Raw genomic sequence first — 20,497 nt, 5'->3', positions numbered from 1 at the left:
CCTTTATTTATCTTTTAATCCAAGACCCAAATCAATGAGTTTGACTTTCACTTCTTCCAAACTCTTGCGTCCAAGATTTCTTACTTTCATCATCTCTGCTTCAGATTTTGCTGTCAAATCATGCACAGTGTTGATACCGGCACGTTTCAAACAGTTGTATGAACGCACAGACAAGTCAAGTTCCTCAATCGTACGTTCCAAGATACGGTCGTCCGATTCAGTATCAGCTTCTTTCATCACTTCTGCTGACTTAGCAATCTCTGTAAGATTTGTAAACAAATCAAGGTGCTCTGTCAAGATACGTGCTGAAAGCCCTAAAGCATCTTCTGGAATAATTGTTCCATTAGTCAAGATTTCAAGGGTTAATTTGTCGAAACCATCATTGCTACCTACACGAGCAGGTTCAACTTGATAGTTGACTTTTGTAACTGGTGTATAAATAGAATCTACAGCAAGTGTTCCAACTGGTGCATTATCTTTTTTGTTTTCATCAGCAGGTACATATCCACGACCACTGTTAACAGTCATTGTCGCTTTTAGAGAAGAACCTTCACCGATTGTAAAGAGATAATGATCTGGATTTACAATTTCAATGTCGCTATCTGTCAAGATATCTCCAGCTGTAATTTCAGCAGGACCTTGCACATCTAGTTCAATGATCTTTTCGTCTTTAACGTAAGATTTTACTGCAATACCTTTGATGTTCAGAATGATTTGCATCACGTCTTCGCGAACACCCGGAACTGTATCAAATTCATGCAATACACCTTCGATATTGATAGATGTTACAGCAGCCCCTGGAAGAGAAGCTAGAAGTACACGACGAAGAGAGTTACCAAGTGTTGTACCGTAACCACGTTCAAGCGGTTCGATTACAAACTTGCCATAATCTTTATTTTCATCAATTTTTGTTATATTTGGTTTTTCAAACTCGATCATTTAGTTACTCCCTCTTAAACGAAAAGCAGTGTAAGGTTATGATTATACACGGCGACGTTTTGGAGGACGAGCACCATTGTGTGGCACTGGAGTCACATCACGAATTGCTGTTACTTCAAGACCAGCGGCAGCAAGAGCACGAATAGCTGACTCACGACCAGAACCTGGACCTTTAACAGTAACTTCAACTGACTTAAGACCGTGTTCTTGTGCAGATTTAGCAGCAGCTTCAGAAGCCATTTGAGCAGCAAATGGTGTAGATTTACGAGAACCTTTGAAACCAAGAGCACCAGCTGATGACCAAGCAATTGCATTACCATGCACATCAGTAATCATAACAATAGTGTTATTAAATGTAGCGTGAATATGAGCAATACCAGATTCGATATTCTTTTTCACACGACGTTTACGTGTTGGTTTAGCCAAGACTTTTACCTCCTATATTATTTTTTCTTACCAGCAATCGCAACAGCTTTACCTTTACGAGTGCGAGCGTTGTTTTTAGTGTTTTGTCCACGGACAGGAAGTCCACGACGGTGACGGATACCACGGTATGAACCGATTTCCATCAAACGTTTGATGTTCAAGTTAACTTCACGACGAAGGTCACCTTCAACTTTGATTGCATCCACTTCACGACGGATAGCATCTTCTTGATCTGGTGTAAGATCGCGAACACGTACATCTTCTGAAATTCCAGCAGCTGCCAAGATTTTCTTAGATGTTGGAAGTCCGATACCGTACACATAAGTCAATGAAATTACTACGCGTTTGTCATTTGGAATGTCAACTCCAGCAATACGAGCCATGTTTTCTCCTTTCTATCTTATCCTTGACGTTGTTTGTGTTTTGGATTTGCTGGGCAAATTACCATAACACGACCATTACGACGAATCACTTTACAGTATTCGCAAATTGGTTTGACCGATGGTCTTACTTTCATTTCTTATCCCTCCAAGTTTTTCGATTATTTAAAGCGGTAAGTGATACGTCCACGCGTCAAGTCATATGGACTCATTTCGACAGTAACACGATCTCCCGCTAAAATACGAATATAGTTTTTACGAATTTTACCAGAAACTGTTGCTAAAATCTGATGTCCATTTTCAAGTTCAACCGTAAACATTGCATTCGGCATAGTATCAACTACTTTGCCTTCAACTTCAATCACATCGTCTTTTGCCACGCAAAAGCACCTCCATAAATTTCGATTTGATGCCTCTAGACACAGAGACAACAATTATAAGTCAGACTAATTCAGTATAACATTTGTAGAGACATTTTGCAAGCATGAAAAACGCTTTTATTTCAATTTTATCAATACTTTTTCGATATCTGCAAATACATCGTTGATATCTTGATTACCTTCGATATCATGCACCAAACCCTTAGCACGATAGTGGGCAATAATTGGTTCACCTTGGGCAATATTAACATCCAAACGACGTTTTACTGTTTCAGGTTTGTCATCTTCACGTTGATAGTAGTCTTCTTCTTTGTAGTCAACTGGTGGGTTGAAAACTTTATGGAAAGTTTCACCAGTTTCACGGTGAATGATACGACCACTCAAACGCTCTAAAAGACAATCTGGATTTACTTCAATGTTAATAACACCTTCAAGCTCAATTCCTAATTCAGCCAAAGTTTTATCCAATGCATGAGCTTGCTCAATTGTACGAGGATACCCGTCCAACAAGAAACCAGTTTCTTTAATGTCATCTTGCGAAAGACGTTCTTTTACGATTCCATTTGTAACTTCATCTGGAACCAATTCGCCTTTGTCGATATAAGACTTAGCTAATACACCCATTTCAGTTTGATTAGCCATTGCCGCACGGAACATATCACCAGTTGAGATATGAGCAACATGAAATTGTTCAACAATTTTTGCTGCTTGTGTACCCTTACCTGCACCAGGTAAGCCCATAATCAAAAGATTCATGATTGAAACTCCTTTTTTGTTTTTAAATAGAAGCAAAAATTCATTTCAACTCCTATTTAAAAACAAAATAGAAGAGAGGAGATAAAAATCTGACCAGGTCTTTGATTTTTAAACTCCACTCTCTGAGCAATAGTGAATTTTCTTTTCTATTACAATTATTCTGTTGTATTCATGAAACCTACATATTTTCGTTTCAATAAATATCCTTCCAACTGTTTAATTCCTTCAATACCTGTTGAGATAATGATTAAGAGACTGGTTCCCCCAAAAGCAACAGCTTCTGAAAGACCAAAAACATCCTTAGCTACAATTGGTAAAATAGAAATCACACCAAGGAAGAGCGATCCGACTGTAGCAAGACGACGAAGAAGTTTTGACATATATTCTTCAGTCCCTTTACCAGGACGGACACCATGAATGTAAGCACCGCTCTTTTGTAAATTCTCTGCGGCTTTCTCTGGATTAATCTGTACAAATGTATAGAAGAATGTAAAGAGTATAATCAACAGAGCGTACAAAGCGATACCTGTTGGGGCTGTTGTAGATAGTAACTCCTGAGCACTACGTACCCAAGCCCAATCAAGACCAGATGCACTTACAAATTGTAAAATTGCTGCTGGTGCTGCTGTAATCGAGCTAGCAAAGATAACTGGAATAACTCCAGCAGGGTTAATCTTCAATGGAAGATAGGAACTCGACGGTGCTCCTTGTGCTACCTTGGTATACTGAATTGGTATCTTATATTCAGCTTGTTGAACATATGTTGTGAAATAGATAATCAACAAAACGGCTATGATTAAAATTCCTACAAAAATGAGAGATGAGTTCAAGCGGTCACTTGGTACGTTGACAAAATAGTCTACATAGATGCCCTTGATCATATCAGGAATTGAAGCAACAATACCTGCGAAGATGATCATAGAAACACCATTCCCATATCCCTTATCAGTAATCTGTTCACCCAACCAAGTAACAATCATACTACCTGCTGTTAGGATCCCTCCAATCACAAGGAAAACTTGTGGTGTTAGAGGAACAGTCAAGAGTTTAGCTCCAGATAAAGCATTAAAACCAGCGGTAATCCCTATAGATTGCACGAATGCAAGAACAAGGGCAATATAACGAGTTGCTTGATTCAACTTTCTACGACCAACTTCCCCTTGTTTGCCCCACTCCACAAACTTCGGTAATAGATCCATTTGTAAGAGTTGGACAACGATAGAAGCGGTAATGTATGGACTAACACCAAGTGCAAAAACTGAGAAGTTTTTCATGGCATTACCAGACACCAAACTTAACATATTTAGAAAAGATAAACCACTCAAAGCATTCAAGCTATTGGCATTCACCCATGGAACAGTAATACTAGTCCCGATACGGAAGACAAAAACGATAAAAATTGTAAAAAGAATTTTTGATCGAACTTGCTTGACTTTGAAGGCCTCTCTCAATAATTTAAAAAACATAGGTCACCTCTCTTAGATGACTTCTACTGAACCACCTTTAGCAGTGATAGCTTCTTCAGCTGATTTAGAGAATTTAGCTGCTTTTACAGATAATTTCTTAGTCAACTCACCGTTACCAAGAATCTTGATACCTGATTTTTCAGCTTTAACAATTCCTGCTTCGATAAGAACAACTGGAGTTACTTCTGCACCATCTTCAAAGACGTTCAATTGGTCAAGGTTAACAATTGCGTATTCTTTAGCGTTGATGTTAGTGAATCCACGTTTTGGAAGACGACGGAACAATGGAGTTTGTCCACCTTCAAAACCAAGGCGAACTCCGCCACCGCTACGAGCTTTTTGACCTTTTTGACCACGACCAGATGTCTTACCGTTACCTGATGAAGTACCACGACCAACACGGTTACGAGTTTTACGAGAACCTTCTGCAGGTTTCAATTCATGAAGTTTCATTTTATATTTTCTCCTCTTTTGTAAAATGCTAGCGCCGATAAGAGAGAAAAGGTTGTCTCTCCTATCAACTCGCCTATACATTGTCATCTTAGATGACTATATCTAGTTTTAGGGGATGGTATACTGCACATCCCCTAAAATTTAATTAGTTTACTTCTTCAACTGTTACCAAGTGAGATACTGCAGTGATCATACCACGGATTGCAGCGTTATCTTCTTTAATAACAGAGCTGTTCAATTTGCCAAGTCCAAGTGCTACAACAGTTTTACGTTGTGATGGAATGCGTCCGATTGGAGACTTAGTCAAAGTAATTTTAATTTGAGCCATTTTATCCCCTTTCTTATGCCAAATCAGAAACTGAGATACCACGAAGGGCAGCAACTTCTTCAGCGCGTTTCAATTGTTTCAAACCTTCAACAGTTGCGCGAACAATGTTGATTGGAGTATTTGAGCCAAGAGATTTAGATGTAACATCAGCCACACCTGCCAACTCGATAACGGCACGAACAGCGCCACCAGCGGCAACTCCAGAACCTTCTACAGCAGGTTTCAACAATACTTTAGCTCCACCGAATTCTGAAATAACTTCGTGTGGGATTGTTGTTCCAACCATAGGAACTTCGATCAAGTTTTTCTTAGCATCTTCTACTGCTTTGCGGATTGCTTCTGGAACTTCTTGAGCTTTACCAGTACCAAATCCTACGCGACCATTGTGGTCACCAACGACTACAAGAGCTGCAAAACGAAGACGACGTCCACCTTTAACAACTTTAGTAACACGGTTAACAGCAACTACGCGTTCTTCTAATTCAACTGCATTGTCTTTAAATGCCATTTTCTAGTGTCCTCCTATTAGAATTTCAATCCGTTTTCACGAGCTGCATCAGCCAAAGCTTTCACACGTCCGTGATATAGATATCCACCGCGGTCGAACACCACTTCTGAAATACCTTTAGCGTTTGCACGTTCTGCAACGAGTTTACCGACAGCAACGGCTTGTTCAGTTTTTGTTCCTTTTGAAACTTCTTTGTCAAGAGTTGAAGCACTTGCGAGCGTTACACCCGCTACGTCATCAATAACTTGAGCGTAGATGCCTGTATTAGAACGGAATACGTTCAAACGTGGGCGATCAGCAGTTCCAGAGAGTTTTCCGCGAACGCGACGGTGGCGTTTTTGGCGGAGTTTGTTTTTATCTGGTTTAGAAATCACAGTTTTCACCTCTTTAGTTTTAAATCGTGTGCTATGCACAAAGTTGGAAATAGTATTGGTGGTTGAAAATCAACCACTCAATATTATTTACCTGTTTTACCTTCTTTAAGACGAACATATTCGCCAACGTAACGGATACCTTTACCTTTGTATGGTTCTGGTGAACGAAGGCTACGTACGTAAGCAGCTGTTTGACCAACTACTTCTTTTGAAATTCCGCTAACAACGATTGTTGTTGGGTTTGGAAGTTCAAAAGTAATTCCTTCTGGAGCTTCAACTTCGTCTGGATGTGATTTCCCAACAGCCAAAACAAGTTTTGATCCTTGAAGTTGTGCACGGTAACCAACCCCACGCATTTCAAGTTGTTTCTTGAATCCTTCTGATACACCAATAACCATGTTGTTCAAAAGAGCACGAGTAGTTCCGTGGATAGTTTTCATTTCTTTTGAATCGTTTGGACGGTGAAGAGTTACTTCAGTACCTTCCACACGAATTTCAATATCTTTTGAGAACTCACGAGTAAGTTCTCCTTTAGGTCCTTTTACAGTTACAACGTTGTCATTGTTAGTGATTTCAACACCAGCAGGCAACACGATAACTTTATTACCAATACGTGACATGTTTTTATTCTCCTGTTAAATTGTCAGGCCATGTTGGCCAGTTTTCACGGGGTTAAATCGATTTCTCGATTTAAAGGAATATTTAGGTTTTAATTTCAAAGTGAATCTAGGCATCGTCTCGCAGGCATAACTTTGGGTTAGGCAAGAGACGATAACGACGAGTCACAAAGAAATTGGGAGCTAAATATTACCAAACGTAAGCGATAACCTCACCACCAACGTTCTTTTGGCGTGCTTCTTTATCAGTAAGCAAACCTTCAGAAGTTGAAAGGATAGCAATTCCAAGACCGTTAAGTACTTTTGGAAGGTCTTCACGTTTTTTGTAGACACGAAGTCCTGGTTTAGAAACACGTTTCAAGTTTGTGATAACTTTTTCACCGTTTGGTCCGTATTTAAGGAATACACGGATGATGCCTTGTTTGTCATCTTCGATGATTTCTACGTTCTTAACAAAACCTTCGCGTTTAAGGATTTCTGCAATCCCTTTTTTGATGTTTGATGCAGGTACTTCAAGTACTTCGTGTTTTGCTTGGTTAGCGTTACGAATACGAGTTAGGAAGTCTGCGATTGGGTCAGTCATAACCATTTTATTTTTCTCCTCTTACTAGTAGTTTGCAAGTTGCACTTGCTAGTTAATGATTGAGCTGGGCTCAGATAGTATTGACACATTCAAACAAGATAACTCTCATTTGAACACGAGCTACAACCTGGGCAAAAAAGATAGATTTGTCTTGGAGCATCGCTCCTGCACCAAATCTCCTATTTTTGCTGGGGTTGTTACGCTCTTTGTATCATGATATTACCAAGATGCTTTTGTTACACCAGGGATTTGACCTTTATATGCCAATTCACGGAAGCAAACACGGCAAAGTTTAAACTTGCGGTAAACTGAATGTGGACGACCACATTTTTCACAACGAGTATAAGCTTGAGTAGAGAACTTCGCTGGACGTTTGTTCTTAGCAATCATTGATTTTTTAGCCATTAGATTTACCTCCTATATTATTTTGCAAAAGGCATTCCAAGGCCTGTAAGCAATGCACGTGACTCTTCGTCAGTGTTAGCAGTAGTTACGATAACGATGTCAAGACCACGAGTTTTGTCAACGTCATCAAAGTTGATTTCTGGGAAAATCAATTGTTCTTTCACACCAAGTGTGTAGTTTCCGCGTCCATCAAATGATTTTGTTGGAACTCCGTGGAAGTCACGTACACGTGGAAGTGAAACTGAAACCAATTTGTCCAAAAATTCGTACATACGTTCACCACGAAGGGTAACTTTTGCACCGATCGCAACACCTTCACGAAGACGGAAGCCGGCGATTGATTTTTTAGCTTTAGTGATAAGTGGTTTTTGACCTGAGATAAGCGCCAATTCTTCAGCAGCTTTTTCAAGGCTTTTAGCGTTTGATACAGCTTCACCAACACCCATGTTCAAAACGATCTTATCTACTTTAGGCACAGCCATCACTGATGAGTAGTTGAATTGTTCTGTCAAAGCAGGAACTACTTCATTAAGATATTTTTCTTTTAAACGATTTGCCATTATACTTCTCCTTTCCTTCGTGATTAATCAAGCACTTCGCCTGATTTTTTGTTGTAGCGAACTTTTTTACCGTCTACAAATTTGTAACCAACACGACCAGCTACACCATTTTTGTCCAAAACTTGAACGTTTGATACGTGGATAGCTGCTTCTTTCTCGATGATACCACCTTGAGGAAGCTCGTTAGTTGGACGTTGGTGTTTCTTAACGATGTTAACACCTTCAACGATAACTTTATTTACTTTTGGAAGGGCAGTAAGGACAACAGCTTCTGTTCCCTTATCTTTACCAGCGATTACGCGAACTTTGTCGCCTTTTTTTACAAACATTTTTTTCTCCTTTTATTCTTACGCCCAATGGGCACCCTGGCTAGGCCAGGGGACTGTGTTTGTTTTTATTAATTAAAGTACTTCTGGAGCAAGTGACACGATCTTCATGAAGCCACCTTCACGCAATTCACGTGCAACTGGGCCAAAGATACGTGTTCCGCGAGGAGTTTTATCTTCACGGATGATAACTGCTGCGTTTTCGTCAAACTTGATGTATGAACCATCAGCACGACGAGCACCTGATTTAGTACGAACGATAACTGCTTTAACAACGTCACCTTTTTTAACCGCACCACCAGGAGTAGCTTGTTTTACAGATGCCACAATAACATCACCGATGTTCGCAAATTTACGTTTAGAACCACCAAGAACTTTGATAGTCAAGATTTCGCGTGCACCGCTGTTGTCTGCGACTTTCAAACGAGTTTCTGTTTGAATCATTTCAGTTTTCTCCTTTCAGGTTTGATTAGATGATAACCGCTTCTTCAACGACTTCTACAAGACGGAAACGTTTTGTAGCTGAAAGCGGACGAGTTTCCATGATACGTACGATATCGCCTTCTTTGGCAACATTGTTTTCATCATGTGCTTTATATTTTTTAGAGTAGTTAATACGTTTACCATAGACTGGGTGGTTACGTTTTGTTTCAACTACAACTGTGATTGTCTTGTCCATTTTGTCAGATACAACACGTCCAACAAGAACTTTACGATTATTGCGTTCCATTGAAATTTCTCCTTCCCTAGTCTATTATTTCGCTTCAGATTGAACTGTTTTGATACGAGCGATTTGTTTTTTAACTTCTTTCAAGCGAGCTGTTTGTTCTAATTGACCAGTAGCAGCTTGGAAACGAAGTTCAAACAATTCTTTTTTCAATTCGTTTTCGCGCTTCGCGAGTTCTTCTTGAGAAAGACCACGAAGTTCTTTAACAAATTCTTTTACTTCATTAAGTTTCATGCCTTCTCCTTATTCTGCTTCACGTTTTACGAATTTACATTTAACTGGCAATTTGTGGCTTGCAAGACGAAGCGCTTCGCGAGCGATCTCTTCAGATACACCAGCAACTTCAAACATTACTTTACCACGTTTAACTGGTGCTACCCAACCTTCAGGTGCCCCTTTACCAGATCCCATACGAACCCCGATAGCTTTTGCTGTGTATGATTTGTGTGGGAAAATTTTAATCCAAACTTTACCACCACGTTTCATGTAACGAGTCATGGCGATACGAGCAGCTTCGATTTGGCGGTTAGTGATCCAGTGGCTAGTTGTAGCTTGAAGACCGTATTCACCGAATGCTACTTCTTTACCACCTTTAGCTTCACCGCGCATTTTTCCACGGAATTCACGACGGTGTTTAACACGTTTAGGTACTAACATTGGTTATTTACCTCCTTTAGTGTTTTTACGAGCTGGAAGAACTTCACCACGGTAGATCCATACTTTAACACCAAGTTTACCGTATGTAGTGTCTGCTTCTTCCCAAGCGTAATCGATATCTGCACGAAGTGTGTGAAGTGGAACAGTTCCTTCAGAGTATCCTTCAGCACGGGCGATATCTGCACCGTTCAAACGACCTGATACTTGAGTTTTGATTCCTTTAGCTCCAGCACGCATAGCACGTTGGATTGCTTGTTTTTGTGCACGACGGAAAGCAACACGTTGCTCCAATTGTCGAGCAATTCCTTCACCTACAAGGTGAGCATCCAAATCAGGTTGTTTGATTTCGATGATGTTGATGTGTACTTGTTTTCCAGTCAATTTATTAAGTTTAGCACGGAGTGCATCAACGTTAGCACCACCTTTACCGATAACCATACCTGGTTTAGCAGTGTGAAGTGAAACGTTAACTTTGTTTACTGCGCGCTCGATTTCGATAGTTGAAACTGCTGCGTCAGCTAGTTCTTTTTGAACGAATTTACGGATTGCAAGATCTTCATGAAGGTAATCCGCGTATTCTTTTTCAGCATACCATTTGGCATCCCAATCACGGATGATGCCGACACGCATACCAATTGGATGTACTTTTTGACCCACGATTTTACCTCCTTATTTTTCTGCAACAGCTACAGTGATGTGAGCTGTACGTTTGTTGATTGGTGAAGCTGAACCCTTCGCACGTGGACGGAAACGTTTCATAGTTGGTCCTTCGTTTGCGAATGCTTCAGATACTACCAAGTTAGCTTTATCCAAACCAAAGTTGTTTTCAGCGTTAGCTACAGCTGAGTTCAAAACTTTCAAGATGATTTCAGCAGCTTTGTTTGGAGTGAATGTCAAAATTGCGATTGCATCGGCTACGCTTTTACCACGGATGTTGTCAAGAACAAGACGTGATTTACGAGGTGAAACACGTACTGTGCGAGCCATTGCTTTAGCTGAAGTAATTTCTGCCATTTATGTTCTCCTTATTTTCTACGTGTCTTCTTGTCGTCTGCGGCGTGACCTTTGTAAGTACGAGTTGGTGCGAATTCACCAAGTTTGTGACCTACCATGTCTTCTTGGATGTAAACAGGTACGTGTTTACGTCCATCATAAACTGCGATAGTGTAACCAATGAAACTTGGGAAGATCGTTGAACGACGTGACCAAGTTTTGATAACTTTTTTCTTTTCGTCATTAGCTTGAGCTTCAACTTTTTTCATCAAATGCTCATCGACGAAAGGTCCTTTTTTAAGACTGCGTCCCATTTTTATTTTTTCTCCTTTAAATGTTGTACCACAGCGGCTTGCGCTCCCTAAGAGCGCTACCGAGCTGGCGGATCATCTAGCGCTTATGCTACTAGTTTTAAATTATTTCTCGTTGCGACGACGAACGATAAGTTTGTCAGATTTCGCTTTCTTGTTACGAGTTTTAAGACCAAGAGCAGGTTTGCCCCATGGAGTTGATGGTGCTTTACGACCAACTGGTGCTTTACCTTCACCACCACCGTGTGGGTGATCGTTAGGGTTCATTACAGAACCACGAACTGTTGGGCGGATACCTTTCCAACGGCTACGTCCTGCTTTACCAAGGTTTACAAGTCCATGTTGTTCGTTTCCGACAACACCAACTGTAGCACGACAAGTTCCAAGAATCATACGAACTTCGCCTGATTGAAGACGAACAAGAACGTATTTACCTTCTTGTCCCAATACTTGAGCAGAAGCTCCAGCAGCACGAACCAATTCACCACCACGACCTGGTTTCAACTCAATGTTGTGGACCAAAGTACCAACTGGGATGTTAGCAAGTGGAAGAGCGTTACCTACTTTGATATCTGCTTCAGGACCTGAAACGATACGTTGTCCAACTTCAAGACCTTTTGGAGCGATGATGTATGCTTTCACACCGTCAGTGTAGTGTACAAGAGCGATGTTTGCAGAACGGTTTGGATCGTACTCGATAGTTTTAACAACTGCTTCAACGTTATCTTTGTTACGTTTAAAGTCAACCAAACGGTAGAAACGTTTGTGTCCACCACCTTGGTGACGAACTGTGATACGACCGTTGTTGTTACGACCAGCCTTGTTCTTCAAAGCAACAAGCAATGATTTTTCTGGTGTGCTTGTTGTGATTTCAGCGAAATCCAAAGAAGTCATATTACGGCGACCGTTTGTTGTTGGTTTATAAACACGAATTCCCACGATATTTCCTCCTTAGATTATTCAGCTTCAGCAGCAAACAACTCGATTGCTTTTGAATCAGCTGTAAGAGTGATGATAGCTTTTTTAGTTTTGTTAGTAAAACCAGTGTAACGTCCAACACGTTTAGCTTTAGGTTTTACGTTGATTGTGTTAACATTTGCAACTTTAACACCTTCGAAAGCAGCTTCAACAGCTTGCTTGATCAAAAGTTTGTGCGCACGAGTGTCAACTTCAAATACATATTTGCCTGCTTCAAGTTGAGCCATTGAGCTTTCAGTAATAACAGGTTTTTTGATAACATCATACAAATTCATTATGCAAGAACCTCCTCGATTTTAGAGATAGCTGCTTGAGTAACAAGAAGTTTGTCACTATTTGCGATGTCAAGAACACTTGCAGTTGTAGCAGTCGCAACTTTCACGTTTGGAAGGTTACGAGCTGAAAGAGCTGCGAATTCGTTTCCTTCTTCAAGAATAACAAGGACTTTAGAATCGATGCTCAAAGCTGCAAGAACTTTTGCAAATTCAGCAGTTTTTGGAGCTGTAAATTCAAGAGAATCAACGGCTACAAATTTGTTTTCAGCAACTTTTTCTGAGTAAACAGATTTAAGCGCAAGGCGACGAACTTTTTGAGGAAGTTTGTACGCATAGCTACGTGGAGTTGGTCCGAAGACGATTCCACCACCACGCCATTGTGGAGAGCGGATAGAACCTTGACGAGCACGTCCAGTTCCTTTTTGACGCCATGGTTTGCGTCCGCCACCTGAAACGGCTGAACGGTTTTTAACAGCGTGAGTTCCTTGACGAAGGCTAGCACGTTGGCTGATGATGACATCAAACACAACAGATTGGTTTGGTTCGATACCAAAGATTGCATCGTTAAGAACAACTTCGCCCGCTTGTTTACCAGTTTGGTCGAATAATGTTACATTTGCCATTTTGACTGTATTCCCCTTTCCTTATTATTTACCAGCTTTAACTGCTGATTTGATAGTGATAAGAGATTTCTTAGCACCTGGTACGTTACCTTTGATAAGGATAACGTTCTTTTCTGGAACAACTTGTACAACTTCAAGGTTTTGAATTGTTACACGGTCACCACCCATACGTCCTGCAAGGTTTTTACCTTTGAATACGCGGTTAGGTGCAACAGGTCCCATAGAACCTGGACGACGGTGGTAACGAGAACCGTGAGCCATAGGTCCACGTGATTGTCCGTGGCGTTTGATAACACCTTGGAAACCTTTACCTTTAGAAGTACCAGTTACGTCAACAACATCTCCAGCTGCGAAAGTTTCAACTGTGATTTCAGCACCAACTTCCAAGCCTTCAACGTTTTTGAATTCACGAATGAAGCGCTTAGGAGCCGTGTTAGCTTTTGCTACATGTCCTTTAGCAGGTTTGTTGCTCAATACTTCGCGTTTGTCATCGAAACCAACTTGGATAGCGTTGTAACCGTCTGTTTCAACAGTTTTAACTTGAAGGACAACGTTTGGAGTTGCTTCAATAACTGTTACAGGGATCAATTCGCCAGCTTCAGTGAAGATTTGAGTCATTCCCACTTTTTTCCCTAAGATTCCTTTTGTCATGAGAAAATAGTTCCTTTTCTATATTTTTTATTCAAAAAGTTTTTAACGAGCGTTTTTTATGCTCAAGTCTAAGATACAAAGGGCGTCAAACTCAAAGTGAAAATAGGAAACTGACGCAGTGTCTTGCAGACACTAGGAGGTTTATCTTTTTCACACCGAGTTTAGCCCGTGTTCAATTAAATTGAAACACCAGCTTCTGCTCTTTTATATTTTAGATTAAAGTTTGATTTCTACGTTTACACCACTTGGAAGATCCAATTTCATCAAAGCGTCAACTGTTTTTTGAGTTGGGTTGATGATATCGATCAAACGTTTGTGTGTACGCATTTCGAATTGTTCGCGAGAATCTTTATATTTGTGAGTCGCACGAATAATTGTGTAGAGGCTACGCTCAGTTGGAAGTGGGATTGGACCCGCAACTTGTGCACCTGTACGAGTAGCTGATTCTACGATTTTAGCAGCCGCTGTGTCAAGCGTACGGTGTTCGTAAGCTTTCAAACGGATACGGATTTTTTTGTTTGCCATCTTTTTCTCCTTTTCGTCTATTTAAGATAATAGGCTAGCTCCACAAGAAAACCGACGCGCGTTGCGTGGCAATGCAACCGAGCGTGTCGCAACCTCTTGCATCAAAGCTAAGGCTGTAATTTACAGCACCATAATAGAATAACACAAATCCCCTGCTATTGCAAGGGATTTATTAAGATTTTTTTAATTTTTCAAATGAAAATGTTTTCTTATCGCTCCTTATCTCAAAAAAGCATAAATGAAGAGTAAATTTTTATTTTTTCTTCTATATAATATTCGTTTTGATCTGAAATTTATCATTTGATTGGTTTATCAAGATATCCGCTTTTGACTCGGTTTCTTTATAGTATTGCAGATACTGTTCTCGTCTCATTTGCTGACTAGCCAATATAAAGGATGCATCGCCATTTCTCACAGTCGTATCTCGAGCTAGACGTCTCTTTAATTCTGTCTCTTCATTCGTGTAGAAACAAACAGTTTTATCAAAGAGTTTCTTTGGTAGAAAACCTACAGACATCCCTTCGACTATCAGAATTGGTTTTGCTCCCGATAAGATCTCGCTAGCCTTCCAAGGTTCTTCGATTGTCAAGACATCCATACCCGCCTGTAAGGCTAGGATGTCTCTCTGCAAACTTGCCAGTTCATGCGCCACTTGCAGACAGGCTGTCACCTTTTGATCAGGTGCTTGCTTTGGTACTACTAGGTAATGTTCTGAGGTGATATAGGGATCTGTTTCTAGCAAATTTACTGTAGTAGAATCTAGGGCTTGATATAATTCCTGAGCAAAAGTTGATTTTCCTGAAGCGCCGTGACCGTAGATACCCAGTGTTTTTACTTTTCCCAACTCTATTTCTGATACTAGTCTTTCTATTAACTCTTTTTTCTTCATTCTCTCTTCACCTGTTCATAGCTTTCTTTCCCATCGTTTAGTTTCTCCCAAATGACTACCTCTCCACTTTGGAGAGATTTTTGCACATCGATAATCCGTTGGTTGGAAGAGCCACGGAACTGTAGCATGAGATTACGCTTGCTTTTATCATACCGTCCATCGACAAGGATGTCAATCAATGATAAGAGTTCTAGCTTATCTGGAGTTTCCAGCATCATTTCTTCCCAAGTGTAGCCTGTCCAAGACCAGATGTCTTTTTCTGGCAATTCCTTTCGAATGCGTTTTACAAGGGGCAAAAGAATACCTGTATTGAGGAATGGCTCTCCTCCTAACAAAGTCAATCCTTGAACATAGGGCTGGGCTAAGTCTGCCATGATTTGTTCTTCCAATTCTGGCGTATAAGGAATTCCTGCATTAAAAGACCAGGTAGCTACATTGTAGCAACCTTCACAGTGAAACATACAGCCTGCTACATAGAGAGAATTGCGCACCCCTTCTCCATCCACAAAGTTAAAAGCCTTATAGTCAATGATACGCCCTTGACTAAGCTCCTCACTCTTCCACTCGCCTGGTTTTGGTGTATTCCATGTCATGCTTTCTACTCCAACTCTATCCAATAGCGCTCCGTTCCATTTCGAACATCCTCCAACTCTCCACCATTAGCTAAGATAACAGCTCGGCTTGCTGGATTTTCTGTGCTACAAGTCACCAGAGCCCGATGGATATTCTTTTCCTTGGCAATTTGTAAACCTTGGCGGAGGGACTCTTTGGCGTAGCCCTTACCTCTTTCTGATGGACGAATGGAGTAGCCAATGTGGCCAGCATAATTCAGCAACCCCTCATTTAGTCTCAATCGTAAATTTAAAAAACCTAAAGCATGGTCTGATTCATCAAACAATACGAACTGAATTGATGGAACGCGATTTTCAGGCAAGTTTATTCCCATTTCTTTATTCAGGTTAGTTTCTAACCATTTCTCGTAAGAAAAACCCTCAGCGTCCCAAAATCCGCCATCATGGGCTGACTGACTCTGTTCAAACTCTGCCATCATCTCTAAAACTGTTTCTTTATCTGCCAATGTCGGTCTGCGTAGTATCATCTTTACCTCCAACTAAGAGAAAAGCGAGAGCAGACTCTCACTTTTTCTTATTCTTATTTAAAAATTGCTCTCTAAGGCTAGCCACTCGGTCTTTTTTATTAACTCCACCCTTTGAATGCTTTTCGTGGAATCGTTGTACCAAGGCCTTGCCCTTATCATCTAATTGATATTTTCCCATTCTATTTCTTTCTAATTTCTTACTTCATGCCCTGCTGATTTAATAGTTGAACCGTTCATGTGTTTAACACGCGCAGCAATTTCCTTGTGGCGACCATTCACCATCGGACGAGCTTGTGGATTCCCAAGATAACCACAGGTCCGTTTAACAACATCTACTGTTTTAGGATCATTATTCCCACAGTTAGGACAAGCAAAGCCTCTCTCAGTTGGCTCAAAATCTCCTTCAAAATCACACTTGTAGCAACGGTCAATCGGAGTATTAGTTCCGAGATAACCTACACGGTCATAGGCATAGTCCCACACAGCTTCCAAAGCCTTTGGATTTTGTTGGAGAACTGGGTACTCGCAGTAGTGGATAAAGCCACCTGATGCACCTGCTTCTGGATAAACCTTCTCAAAATCCAATTTTTCAAAAGGAGTTGGATTTTTACGCACATCATAATGGAAGGAATTTGTGTAGTACTCTTTATCTGTAATGTCTGGAATAGAACCAAATTTCTCTGTGTCCAAACGACAGAAACGATCTGTCAGACTTTCAGATGGCGTTGAATAAATAGAGAAGTGATAACCGTATTGGTCTGACCACTCTTCTACTCGATGTTTCATGTCTCGAATGATATCAAGGGTGAATTCTTTAGCTTCTGGATTGGTTTCCCAATTGTTGCCAAAGAATACTGTCGCTACTTCATAAAGTCCAATATAGCCAAGCGAAACAGTAGCACGGCGATTCTTAAAGAGCTCGTCAACACTTTCTTCCTTACCAAGACGACGGCCAAAAGCTCCGTATTGATAAAGGATCGGAGCATTAGCTGGAGTTGCTTCCTTGGTTCTCTCTACACGATAGACCAGTGCATCTTCTGCAATATTCATACGCTCGTTGAAAATTTCCCAGAACTTATTCAAGTCGCCTTCTGATTCGAGGGCAATACGAGGAAGATTGACCGTTACCACACCTAGATTCATTCGACCTGAATTAACTTCAACTCCATTTTCATCCTTCCATCCTTGAAGAAAAGAACGGCATCCCATCGGAACTTTGAAAGAACCTGTCAACTCGACAATCTTATCGTAAGACAAAACATCCGGATACATGCGCTTAGTGGCACACTCGAGAGCCAATTGTTTAATGTCGTAGTTAGGTGAACCTTCCTCCAGATTAAGTCCTCTTTTAAGAGTAAAGATCAATTTAGGGAAGATAGCTGTGCGGTGTTCTGAACCTAACCCCTTGATTCGAATGCTCAGGATTGCCTTTTGAATTTCTCGTTCAAAACGACTGGTTCCTAGACCGAAACCAAGTGAAGTAAAAGGTGTTTGTCCATTTGATGTAAAGAGGGTATTAATCTCGTACTCTAGAGATTGCATGGCATCATAGATGTCTTTTTGGGTTTTCTTCCAGGCGTATTCCTCACGCTTGTCAGGCAGAACCCACTCCTCTGCATCTTTGAGATGCTTTTGGTAATTTTTCTCTGCGTAAGGTGCCAAGACTTCATCAATACGGTCTGCTGAACAACCTCCGTACTGACTAGAGGCAACGTTTGCGATGATTTGTGAAATCTGTGCTGTCGCAGTCTGAATAGACTTAGGACTCTCAACCTCAGCATTCCCAATCTTAAAACCATTTTCCAACATACCCTTGAAATCAATCAAACAGCAGTTAGTCATAGGTGTGTAGGGGCTGTAATCCAAGTCGTGATAGTGAATATCCCCTTTTTGGTGGGCATTAGCTACGTGCTTAGGAAGCATTTGAAGACCGATTGATTTGCCAACAATCCCCGCAGTCAAATCACGCTGGGTATTAAAGACGTCACTGTCCTTATTAGCGTTCTCATTGACAACTGCCCGGTCTTTATTGAGAAGTTTATGGATACTGAAGTTAATATCTGTTGCTTTTGAGCGCTCAAAATCCCTTTGAGTTCGATAAGTGATATATTCCTCTGCCAAGGCATATTCTTTGGCTTCCAACAACTCGTGTTCTACGATGTTTTGGATTTCATAGATTTTTACACCTTGAGGAAAGCGACTATGAATCTCAGCGACAATACGTTCAATAAGGGTGCTAAGTCGTTTTTCGACCAAAGGACTTACATCCATAACCTTCTCAGCAGCTTTATGAAGCGCTTTGTCAATTTTATCCACATCAAAAATGACGCGTCTACCATCTCGTTTTTCAACGAATAAGGTTGGATCAGGGGTTGTTTTCTCTTCTAATACAATCATATCCAGGCTCTTTTCTAAAATATAATATCTAAGAAGTATTATATCACTTAAAAAATAAAAATCAATATCTTGTGTCAAAAAATAAATTTTTGTTAAAATTACACAAGATATTGATTAATTTATTTTAATTTGTATATTTTAAATTCCTGGAAATCACCCTGAAGCAGCTGATAATTTTCAGCAAGTAGCTGCTCGACTTCTGTCCAAAGAGCTGTTTTAGTATTGACCACAATAACTTTAGGCTGATTATCACGTAAATCATTGATCAGCTTAGTACGATTTTCGGCAAGCCCCATATGCAAGATCGGTGATAACAATTGACTAGCTGATAGACGTTCACTAGTCTTATAACCATTAGTAAGATCATCCCATATATAAATACGATCGGTTGCCTGTGTTTGTCCTTTAACCGTAGTTTCTATACGAGTTCGTTCTTGATATTGTTCTATATGAAGCACATAACGTGACACAAACGGAGCCAATAATAAATAGGCAACTGCAAGAATTGGTAGATAGCCATTTCTCGTAAGATAACGACTCCACATTGAAGATATATCTGCATATCTTGTAAGGCGACTAGAATTATCGACATCATGCTCACGTATTGTCGTTAGAACCATGACACTTATGAAAGGAAGAAAAGATACTAGACGGCTTCCATGAATTGGTTCCGTTAAAAAAATAGCCCACGCCAATACTACCAATAAACCCAACAGTGAAAATATAGATAAAATATACTGGGCTAAAGGTTTTGAGCGAAAAAGACTCAAAAAAATGAAGGATAGAGCTCCAAGTCCAATTGCCAGTAAGCCATAAAACAGTAGATTATCTAGTAGTTCATAATTCCAGATAAAATTTAAACTATAGATTGGATATAGAATCTGACTAATAGCGTTTCCGAAACTTCCTTTATATACTGTATAATATCCGATTGGATAAAAGAATAATGAGAATCCTAGACCTGATGATAAAAACTGATATATCCCATGAGAAAACCGACCACGAACAATATTAAAAACAAAAAGCGACAAAAACAAGAATACTGAAAATAATATTGTCATCAAGGGAGCTAAAAATAAAGATAGAGCTAGACCAATTCCAATTCGAACAAATCCGCTATCTTGAGTTGGATTAACCATATATACTATCGCAAAATATAGCGAAAACAATAAAAAAGGTAGTGCAGTAACTATTGCATATCCCCCGCCAAAACTCAAGCTTCCAGCAAGAACATAAAAAATTGGCAGAATTTCCAGCGATTTCTTCTCCTGACCTGTGAGAACAAAAGCTGAGTAAAAAAGATAAATTCCCGCTCCTATAAATGCTATCCAATTAAAAATAACAAATAAAATACTTCCTTGAGCTAGATACTGTAAGAGATAATAGAGGAGACCACTAGTTCCAAAATAGTCTGTGTAGATTTCCCCTCCTTGGTGCATTGCCCATCCAATATAAAAATCCTGAGACTGCTCTGGACTAGTTACCCCTATCAAAACAGGAAGTACTACAGATACAAATGCTGCTAAAGAACTCCAGATGAGGATTCTAAAAAATGGCAATTGGACAGGGTAACCTGTTTCAAACTCTTCTCGCACCTCTCCCCCACCTGAATTATCTTGATTTCCAGTCCAAGTTGGGATTGGTTCGTCTTCTAATCTGCCATATACGTTCATTCGCTCTCTCCTATATTTCAATTTGTTCTAGTATATCAAAAAGTCTAGTTCTTGTCAGCCTGCCGAGGGCATTTGTTCAGCTTTTTACAGAGATTAGCGAAGTATTCAATCTCATAAAAACGATGATAAGACGCTTTTTTATAGGTTTCTAAAAAAATTTTTTCTTCTACTGTTATCATCTCTCCTCCTTTTCTCTTA

At 40.2% G+C, this 20,497-nt stretch carries 35 protein-coding genes; all 35 read right to left on the bottom strand.

The genetic code is table 11. The features are described 5' to 3' along the window. Nucleotides 1-3 precede the first annotated feature (3 nt). Nucleotides 4-939: a DNA-directed RNA polymerase subunit alpha gene (locus K1I67_RS02310; protein WP_223338593.1), complete on the bottom strand. Its 936-nt coding sequence runs from the start codon at nt 937-939 to the stop codon at nt 4-6. A 42-nt stretch (nt 940-981) separates the two neighbouring features. Next, complete coding sequence (gene rpsK, locus K1I67_RS02305; protein WP_001118385.1) at nt 982-1,365, bottom strand: 30S ribosomal protein S11; 384 nt, start codon at nt 1,363-1,365, stop codon at nt 982-984. 17 nt (nt 1,366-1,382) lie between these two features. After that, nucleotides 1,383-1,748 (bottom strand): 30S ribosomal protein S13, encoded by a 366-nt coding sequence (gene rpsM / locus K1I67_RS02300; protein WP_000090783.1) that lies wholly within the window; start codon nt 1,746-1,748, stop codon nt 1,383-1,385. A gap of 17 nt (nt 1,749-1,765) precedes the next feature. Further along, a complete protein-coding gene (gene rpmJ / locus K1I67_RS02295) occupies nt 1,766-1,882 on the bottom strand; it encodes a 50S ribosomal protein L36 (RefSeq protein ID WP_001808836.1) in 117 nt (38 codons plus the stop codon). Between the two features lie 24 nt (nt 1,883-1,906). Beyond that, nucleotides 1,907-2,125 carry a translation initiation factor IF-1 gene (gene infA, locus K1I67_RS02290; protein WP_001029883.1) on the bottom strand — a complete coding sequence of 73 codons (219 nt, stop codon included), beginning with the start codon at nt 2,123-2,125 and terminating at the stop codon, nt 1,907-1,909. A gap of 117 nt (nt 2,126-2,242) precedes the next feature. Then, nucleotides 2,243-2,881: an adenylate kinase gene (locus tag K1I67_RS02285; protein WP_223338592.1), complete on the bottom strand. Its 639-nt coding sequence runs from the start codon at nt 2,879-2,881 to the stop codon at nt 2,243-2,245. A gap of 155 nt (nt 2,882-3,036) precedes the next feature. Continuing rightward, nucleotides 3,037-4,347 carry a preprotein translocase subunit SecY gene (gene secY / locus K1I67_RS02280; protein WP_061863918.1) on the bottom strand — a complete coding sequence of 437 codons (1,311 nt, stop codon included), beginning with the start codon at nt 4,345-4,347 and terminating at the stop codon, nt 3,037-3,039. Nucleotides 4,348-4,359: 12 nt separating this feature from the next. Continuing rightward, complete coding sequence (gene rplO / locus K1I67_RS02275; RefSeq protein ID WP_000766078.1) at nt 4,360-4,800, bottom strand: 50S ribosomal protein L15; 441 nt, start codon at nt 4,798-4,800, stop codon at nt 4,360-4,362. 145 nt (nt 4,801-4,945) lie between these two features. Continuing rightward, nucleotides 4,946-5,128: a 50S ribosomal protein L30 gene (gene rpmD, locus K1I67_RS02270; protein WP_000057241.1), complete on the bottom strand. Its 183-nt coding sequence runs from the start codon at nt 5,126-5,128 to the stop codon at nt 4,946-4,948. Nucleotides 5,129-5,141: 13 nt separating this feature from the next. Further along, nucleotides 5,142-5,636 carry a 30S ribosomal protein S5 gene (gene rpsE, locus K1I67_RS02265; protein WP_000874203.1) on the bottom strand — a complete coding sequence of 165 codons (495 nt, stop codon included), beginning with the start codon at nt 5,634-5,636 and terminating at the stop codon, nt 5,142-5,144. 17 nt (nt 5,637-5,653) lie between these two features. Further along, on the bottom strand, nt 5,654-6,010 hold the full coding sequence (gene rplR, locus K1I67_RS02260) for a 50S ribosomal protein L18 (protein WP_000624044.1): 357 nt from the start codon (nt 6,008-6,010) through the stop codon (nt 5,654-5,656). A gap of 83 nt (nt 6,011-6,093) precedes the next feature. After that, nucleotides 6,094-6,630, bottom strand: a complete 537-nt coding sequence (rplF, locus tag K1I67_RS02255) for a 50S ribosomal protein L6 (RefSeq protein ID WP_000086625.1) — start codon at nt 6,628-6,630, stop codon at nt 6,094-6,096. A gap of 187 nt (nt 6,631-6,817) precedes the next feature. Further along, nucleotides 6,818-7,216: a 30S ribosomal protein S8 gene (gene rpsH / locus K1I67_RS02250; protein WP_000245504.1), complete on the bottom strand. Its 399-nt coding sequence runs from the start codon at nt 7,214-7,216 to the stop codon at nt 6,818-6,820. 213 nt (nt 7,217-7,429) lie between these two features. After that, nucleotides 7,430-7,615, bottom strand: coding sequence for a type Z 30S ribosomal protein S14 (locus K1I67_RS02245; protein ID WP_001085697.1), 186 nt, complete (start codon nt 7,613-7,615; stop codon nt 7,430-7,432). 17 nt (nt 7,616-7,632) lie between these two features. Then, the gene (rplE, locus tag K1I67_RS02240; RefSeq protein WP_000013542.1) at nt 7,633-8,175 is read right to left on the bottom strand and encodes a 50S ribosomal protein L5; all 543 of its coding nucleotides are present in this window, start codon (nt 8,173-8,175) and stop codon (nt 7,633-7,635) included. A gap of 23 nt (nt 8,176-8,198) precedes the next feature. After that, nucleotides 8,199-8,504 carry a 50S ribosomal protein L24 gene (rplX, locus tag K1I67_RS02235; RefSeq protein ID WP_000497691.1) on the bottom strand — a complete coding sequence of 102 codons (306 nt, stop codon included), beginning with the start codon at nt 8,502-8,504 and terminating at the stop codon, nt 8,199-8,201. Between the two features lie 72 nt (nt 8,505-8,576). After that, nucleotides 8,577-8,945 carry a 50S ribosomal protein L14 gene (rplN, locus tag K1I67_RS02230; RefSeq protein ID WP_000616548.1) on the bottom strand — a complete coding sequence of 123 codons (369 nt, stop codon included), beginning with the start codon at nt 8,943-8,945 and terminating at the stop codon, nt 8,577-8,579. Between the two features lie 25 nt (nt 8,946-8,970). Beyond that, entirely contained in the window at nt 8,971-9,231 is a 261-nt protein-coding gene (gene rpsQ, locus K1I67_RS02225; protein ID WP_000440801.1) for a 30S ribosomal protein S17, read from the bottom strand. A gap of 24 nt (nt 9,232-9,255) precedes the next feature. Next, nucleotides 9,256-9,462 carry a 50S ribosomal protein L29 gene (gene rpmC, locus K1I67_RS02220; protein WP_000772918.1) on the bottom strand — a complete coding sequence of 69 codons (207 nt, stop codon included), beginning with the start codon at nt 9,460-9,462 and terminating at the stop codon, nt 9,256-9,258. A 9-nt stretch (nt 9,463-9,471) separates the two neighbouring features. Beyond that, nucleotides 9,472-9,885, bottom strand: a complete 414-nt coding sequence (rplP, locus tag K1I67_RS02215; RefSeq protein WP_000960948.1) for a 50S ribosomal protein L16 — start codon at nt 9,883-9,885, stop codon at nt 9,472-9,474. 3 nt (nt 9,886-9,888) lie between these two features. Next, nucleotides 9,889-10,542: a 30S ribosomal protein S3 gene (gene rpsC / locus K1I67_RS02210; RefSeq protein WP_000529936.1), complete on the bottom strand. Its 654-nt coding sequence runs from the start codon at nt 10,540-10,542 to the stop codon at nt 9,889-9,891. Between the two features lie 12 nt (nt 10,543-10,554). Beyond that, on the bottom strand, nt 10,555-10,899 hold the full coding sequence (rplV, locus tag K1I67_RS02205; RefSeq protein WP_000818137.1) for a 50S ribosomal protein L22: 345 nt from the start codon (nt 10,897-10,899) through the stop codon (nt 10,555-10,557). A gap of 11 nt (nt 10,900-10,910) precedes the next feature. Next, the gene (gene rpsS, locus K1I67_RS02200) at nt 10,911-11,192 is read right to left on the bottom strand and encodes a 30S ribosomal protein S19 (protein WP_000533766.1); all 282 of its coding nucleotides are present in this window, start codon (nt 11,190-11,192) and stop codon (nt 10,911-10,913) included. Nucleotides 11,193-11,294: 102 nt separating this feature from the next. Then, on the bottom strand, nt 11,295-12,128 hold the full coding sequence (rplB, locus tag K1I67_RS02195; RefSeq protein WP_223338591.1) for a 50S ribosomal protein L2: 834 nt from the start codon (nt 12,126-12,128) through the stop codon (nt 11,295-11,297). A gap of 17 nt (nt 12,129-12,145) precedes the next feature. Continuing rightward, the gene (locus K1I67_RS02190; protein ID WP_001055347.1) at nt 12,146-12,442 is read right to left on the bottom strand and encodes a 50S ribosomal protein L23; all 297 of its coding nucleotides are present in this window, start codon (nt 12,440-12,442) and stop codon (nt 12,146-12,148) included. Next, nucleotides 12,442-13,065, bottom strand: a complete 624-nt coding sequence (rplD, locus tag K1I67_RS02185) for a 50S ribosomal protein L4 (RefSeq protein WP_000024549.1) — start codon at nt 13,063-13,065, stop codon at nt 12,442-12,444. Before rplD ends, K1I67_RS02190 begins: the two co-directional genes overlap by 1 nt. 24 nt (nt 13,066-13,089) lie before the next feature. Continuing rightward, nucleotides 13,090-13,716: a 50S ribosomal protein L3 gene (gene rplC, locus K1I67_RS02180; RefSeq protein ID WP_000160197.1), complete on the bottom strand. Its 627-nt coding sequence runs from the start codon at nt 13,714-13,716 to the stop codon at nt 13,090-13,092. Between the two features lie 216 nt (nt 13,717-13,932). Beyond that, complete coding sequence (rpsJ, locus tag K1I67_RS02175) at nt 13,933-14,241, bottom strand: 30S ribosomal protein S10 (protein ID WP_003009585.1); 309 nt, start codon at nt 14,239-14,241, stop codon at nt 13,933-13,935. Between the two features lie 265 nt (nt 14,242-14,506). Beyond that, nucleotides 14,507-15,130: a uridine kinase family protein gene (locus tag K1I67_RS02170; RefSeq protein WP_223338590.1), complete on the bottom strand. Its 624-nt coding sequence runs from the start codon at nt 15,128-15,130 to the stop codon at nt 14,507-14,509. Further along, nucleotides 15,127-15,723, bottom strand: a complete 597-nt coding sequence (nrdG, locus tag K1I67_RS02165) for an anaerobic ribonucleoside-triphosphate reductase activating protein (protein ID WP_223338589.1) — start codon at nt 15,721-15,723, stop codon at nt 15,127-15,129. Before nrdG ends, K1I67_RS02170 begins: the two co-directional genes overlap by 4 nt. A 5-nt stretch (nt 15,724-15,728) precedes the next feature. Beyond that, nucleotides 15,729-16,229, bottom strand: coding sequence for a GNAT family N-acetyltransferase (locus K1I67_RS02160; RefSeq protein ID WP_223338588.1), 501 nt, complete (start codon nt 16,227-16,229; stop codon nt 15,729-15,731). A gap of 37 nt (nt 16,230-16,266) precedes the next feature. Beyond that, nucleotides 16,267-16,407, bottom strand: a complete 141-nt coding sequence (locus K1I67_RS02155) for a hypothetical protein (protein WP_000521611.1) — start codon at nt 16,405-16,407, stop codon at nt 16,267-16,269. Between the two features lie 11 nt (nt 16,408-16,418). Beyond that, nucleotides 16,419-18,626 (bottom strand): anaerobic ribonucleoside-triphosphate reductase, encoded by a 2,208-nt coding sequence (gene nrdD / locus K1I67_RS02150; RefSeq protein WP_223338587.1) that lies wholly within the window; start codon nt 18,624-18,626, stop codon nt 16,419-16,421. Between the two features lie 119 nt (nt 18,627-18,745). Further along, the gene (locus K1I67_RS02145; protein WP_223338586.1) at nt 18,746-20,299 is read right to left on the bottom strand and encodes a damage-inducible protein CinA; all 1,554 of its coding nucleotides are present in this window, start codon (nt 20,297-20,299) and stop codon (nt 18,746-18,748) included. Between the two features lie 44 nt (nt 20,300-20,343). Continuing rightward, the gene (locus tag K1I67_RS09920; protein WP_263284456.1) at nt 20,344-20,478 is read right to left on the bottom strand and encodes a hypothetical protein; all 135 of its coding nucleotides are present in this window, start codon (nt 20,476-20,478) and stop codon (nt 20,344-20,346) included. Between the last annotated feature and the right edge of the window lie 19 nt (nt 20,479-20,497).

It is taken from the genome of Streptococcus infantis (genome assembly GCF_019929575.1).
Taxonomy (GTDB): Bacteria; Bacillota; Bacilli; order Lactobacillales; family Streptococcaceae; genus Streptococcus; species Streptococcus infantis_L.
Note: the sequence above shows the minus strand (reverse complement) of the source record. Positions and strands in the feature narration are given on the sequence as shown.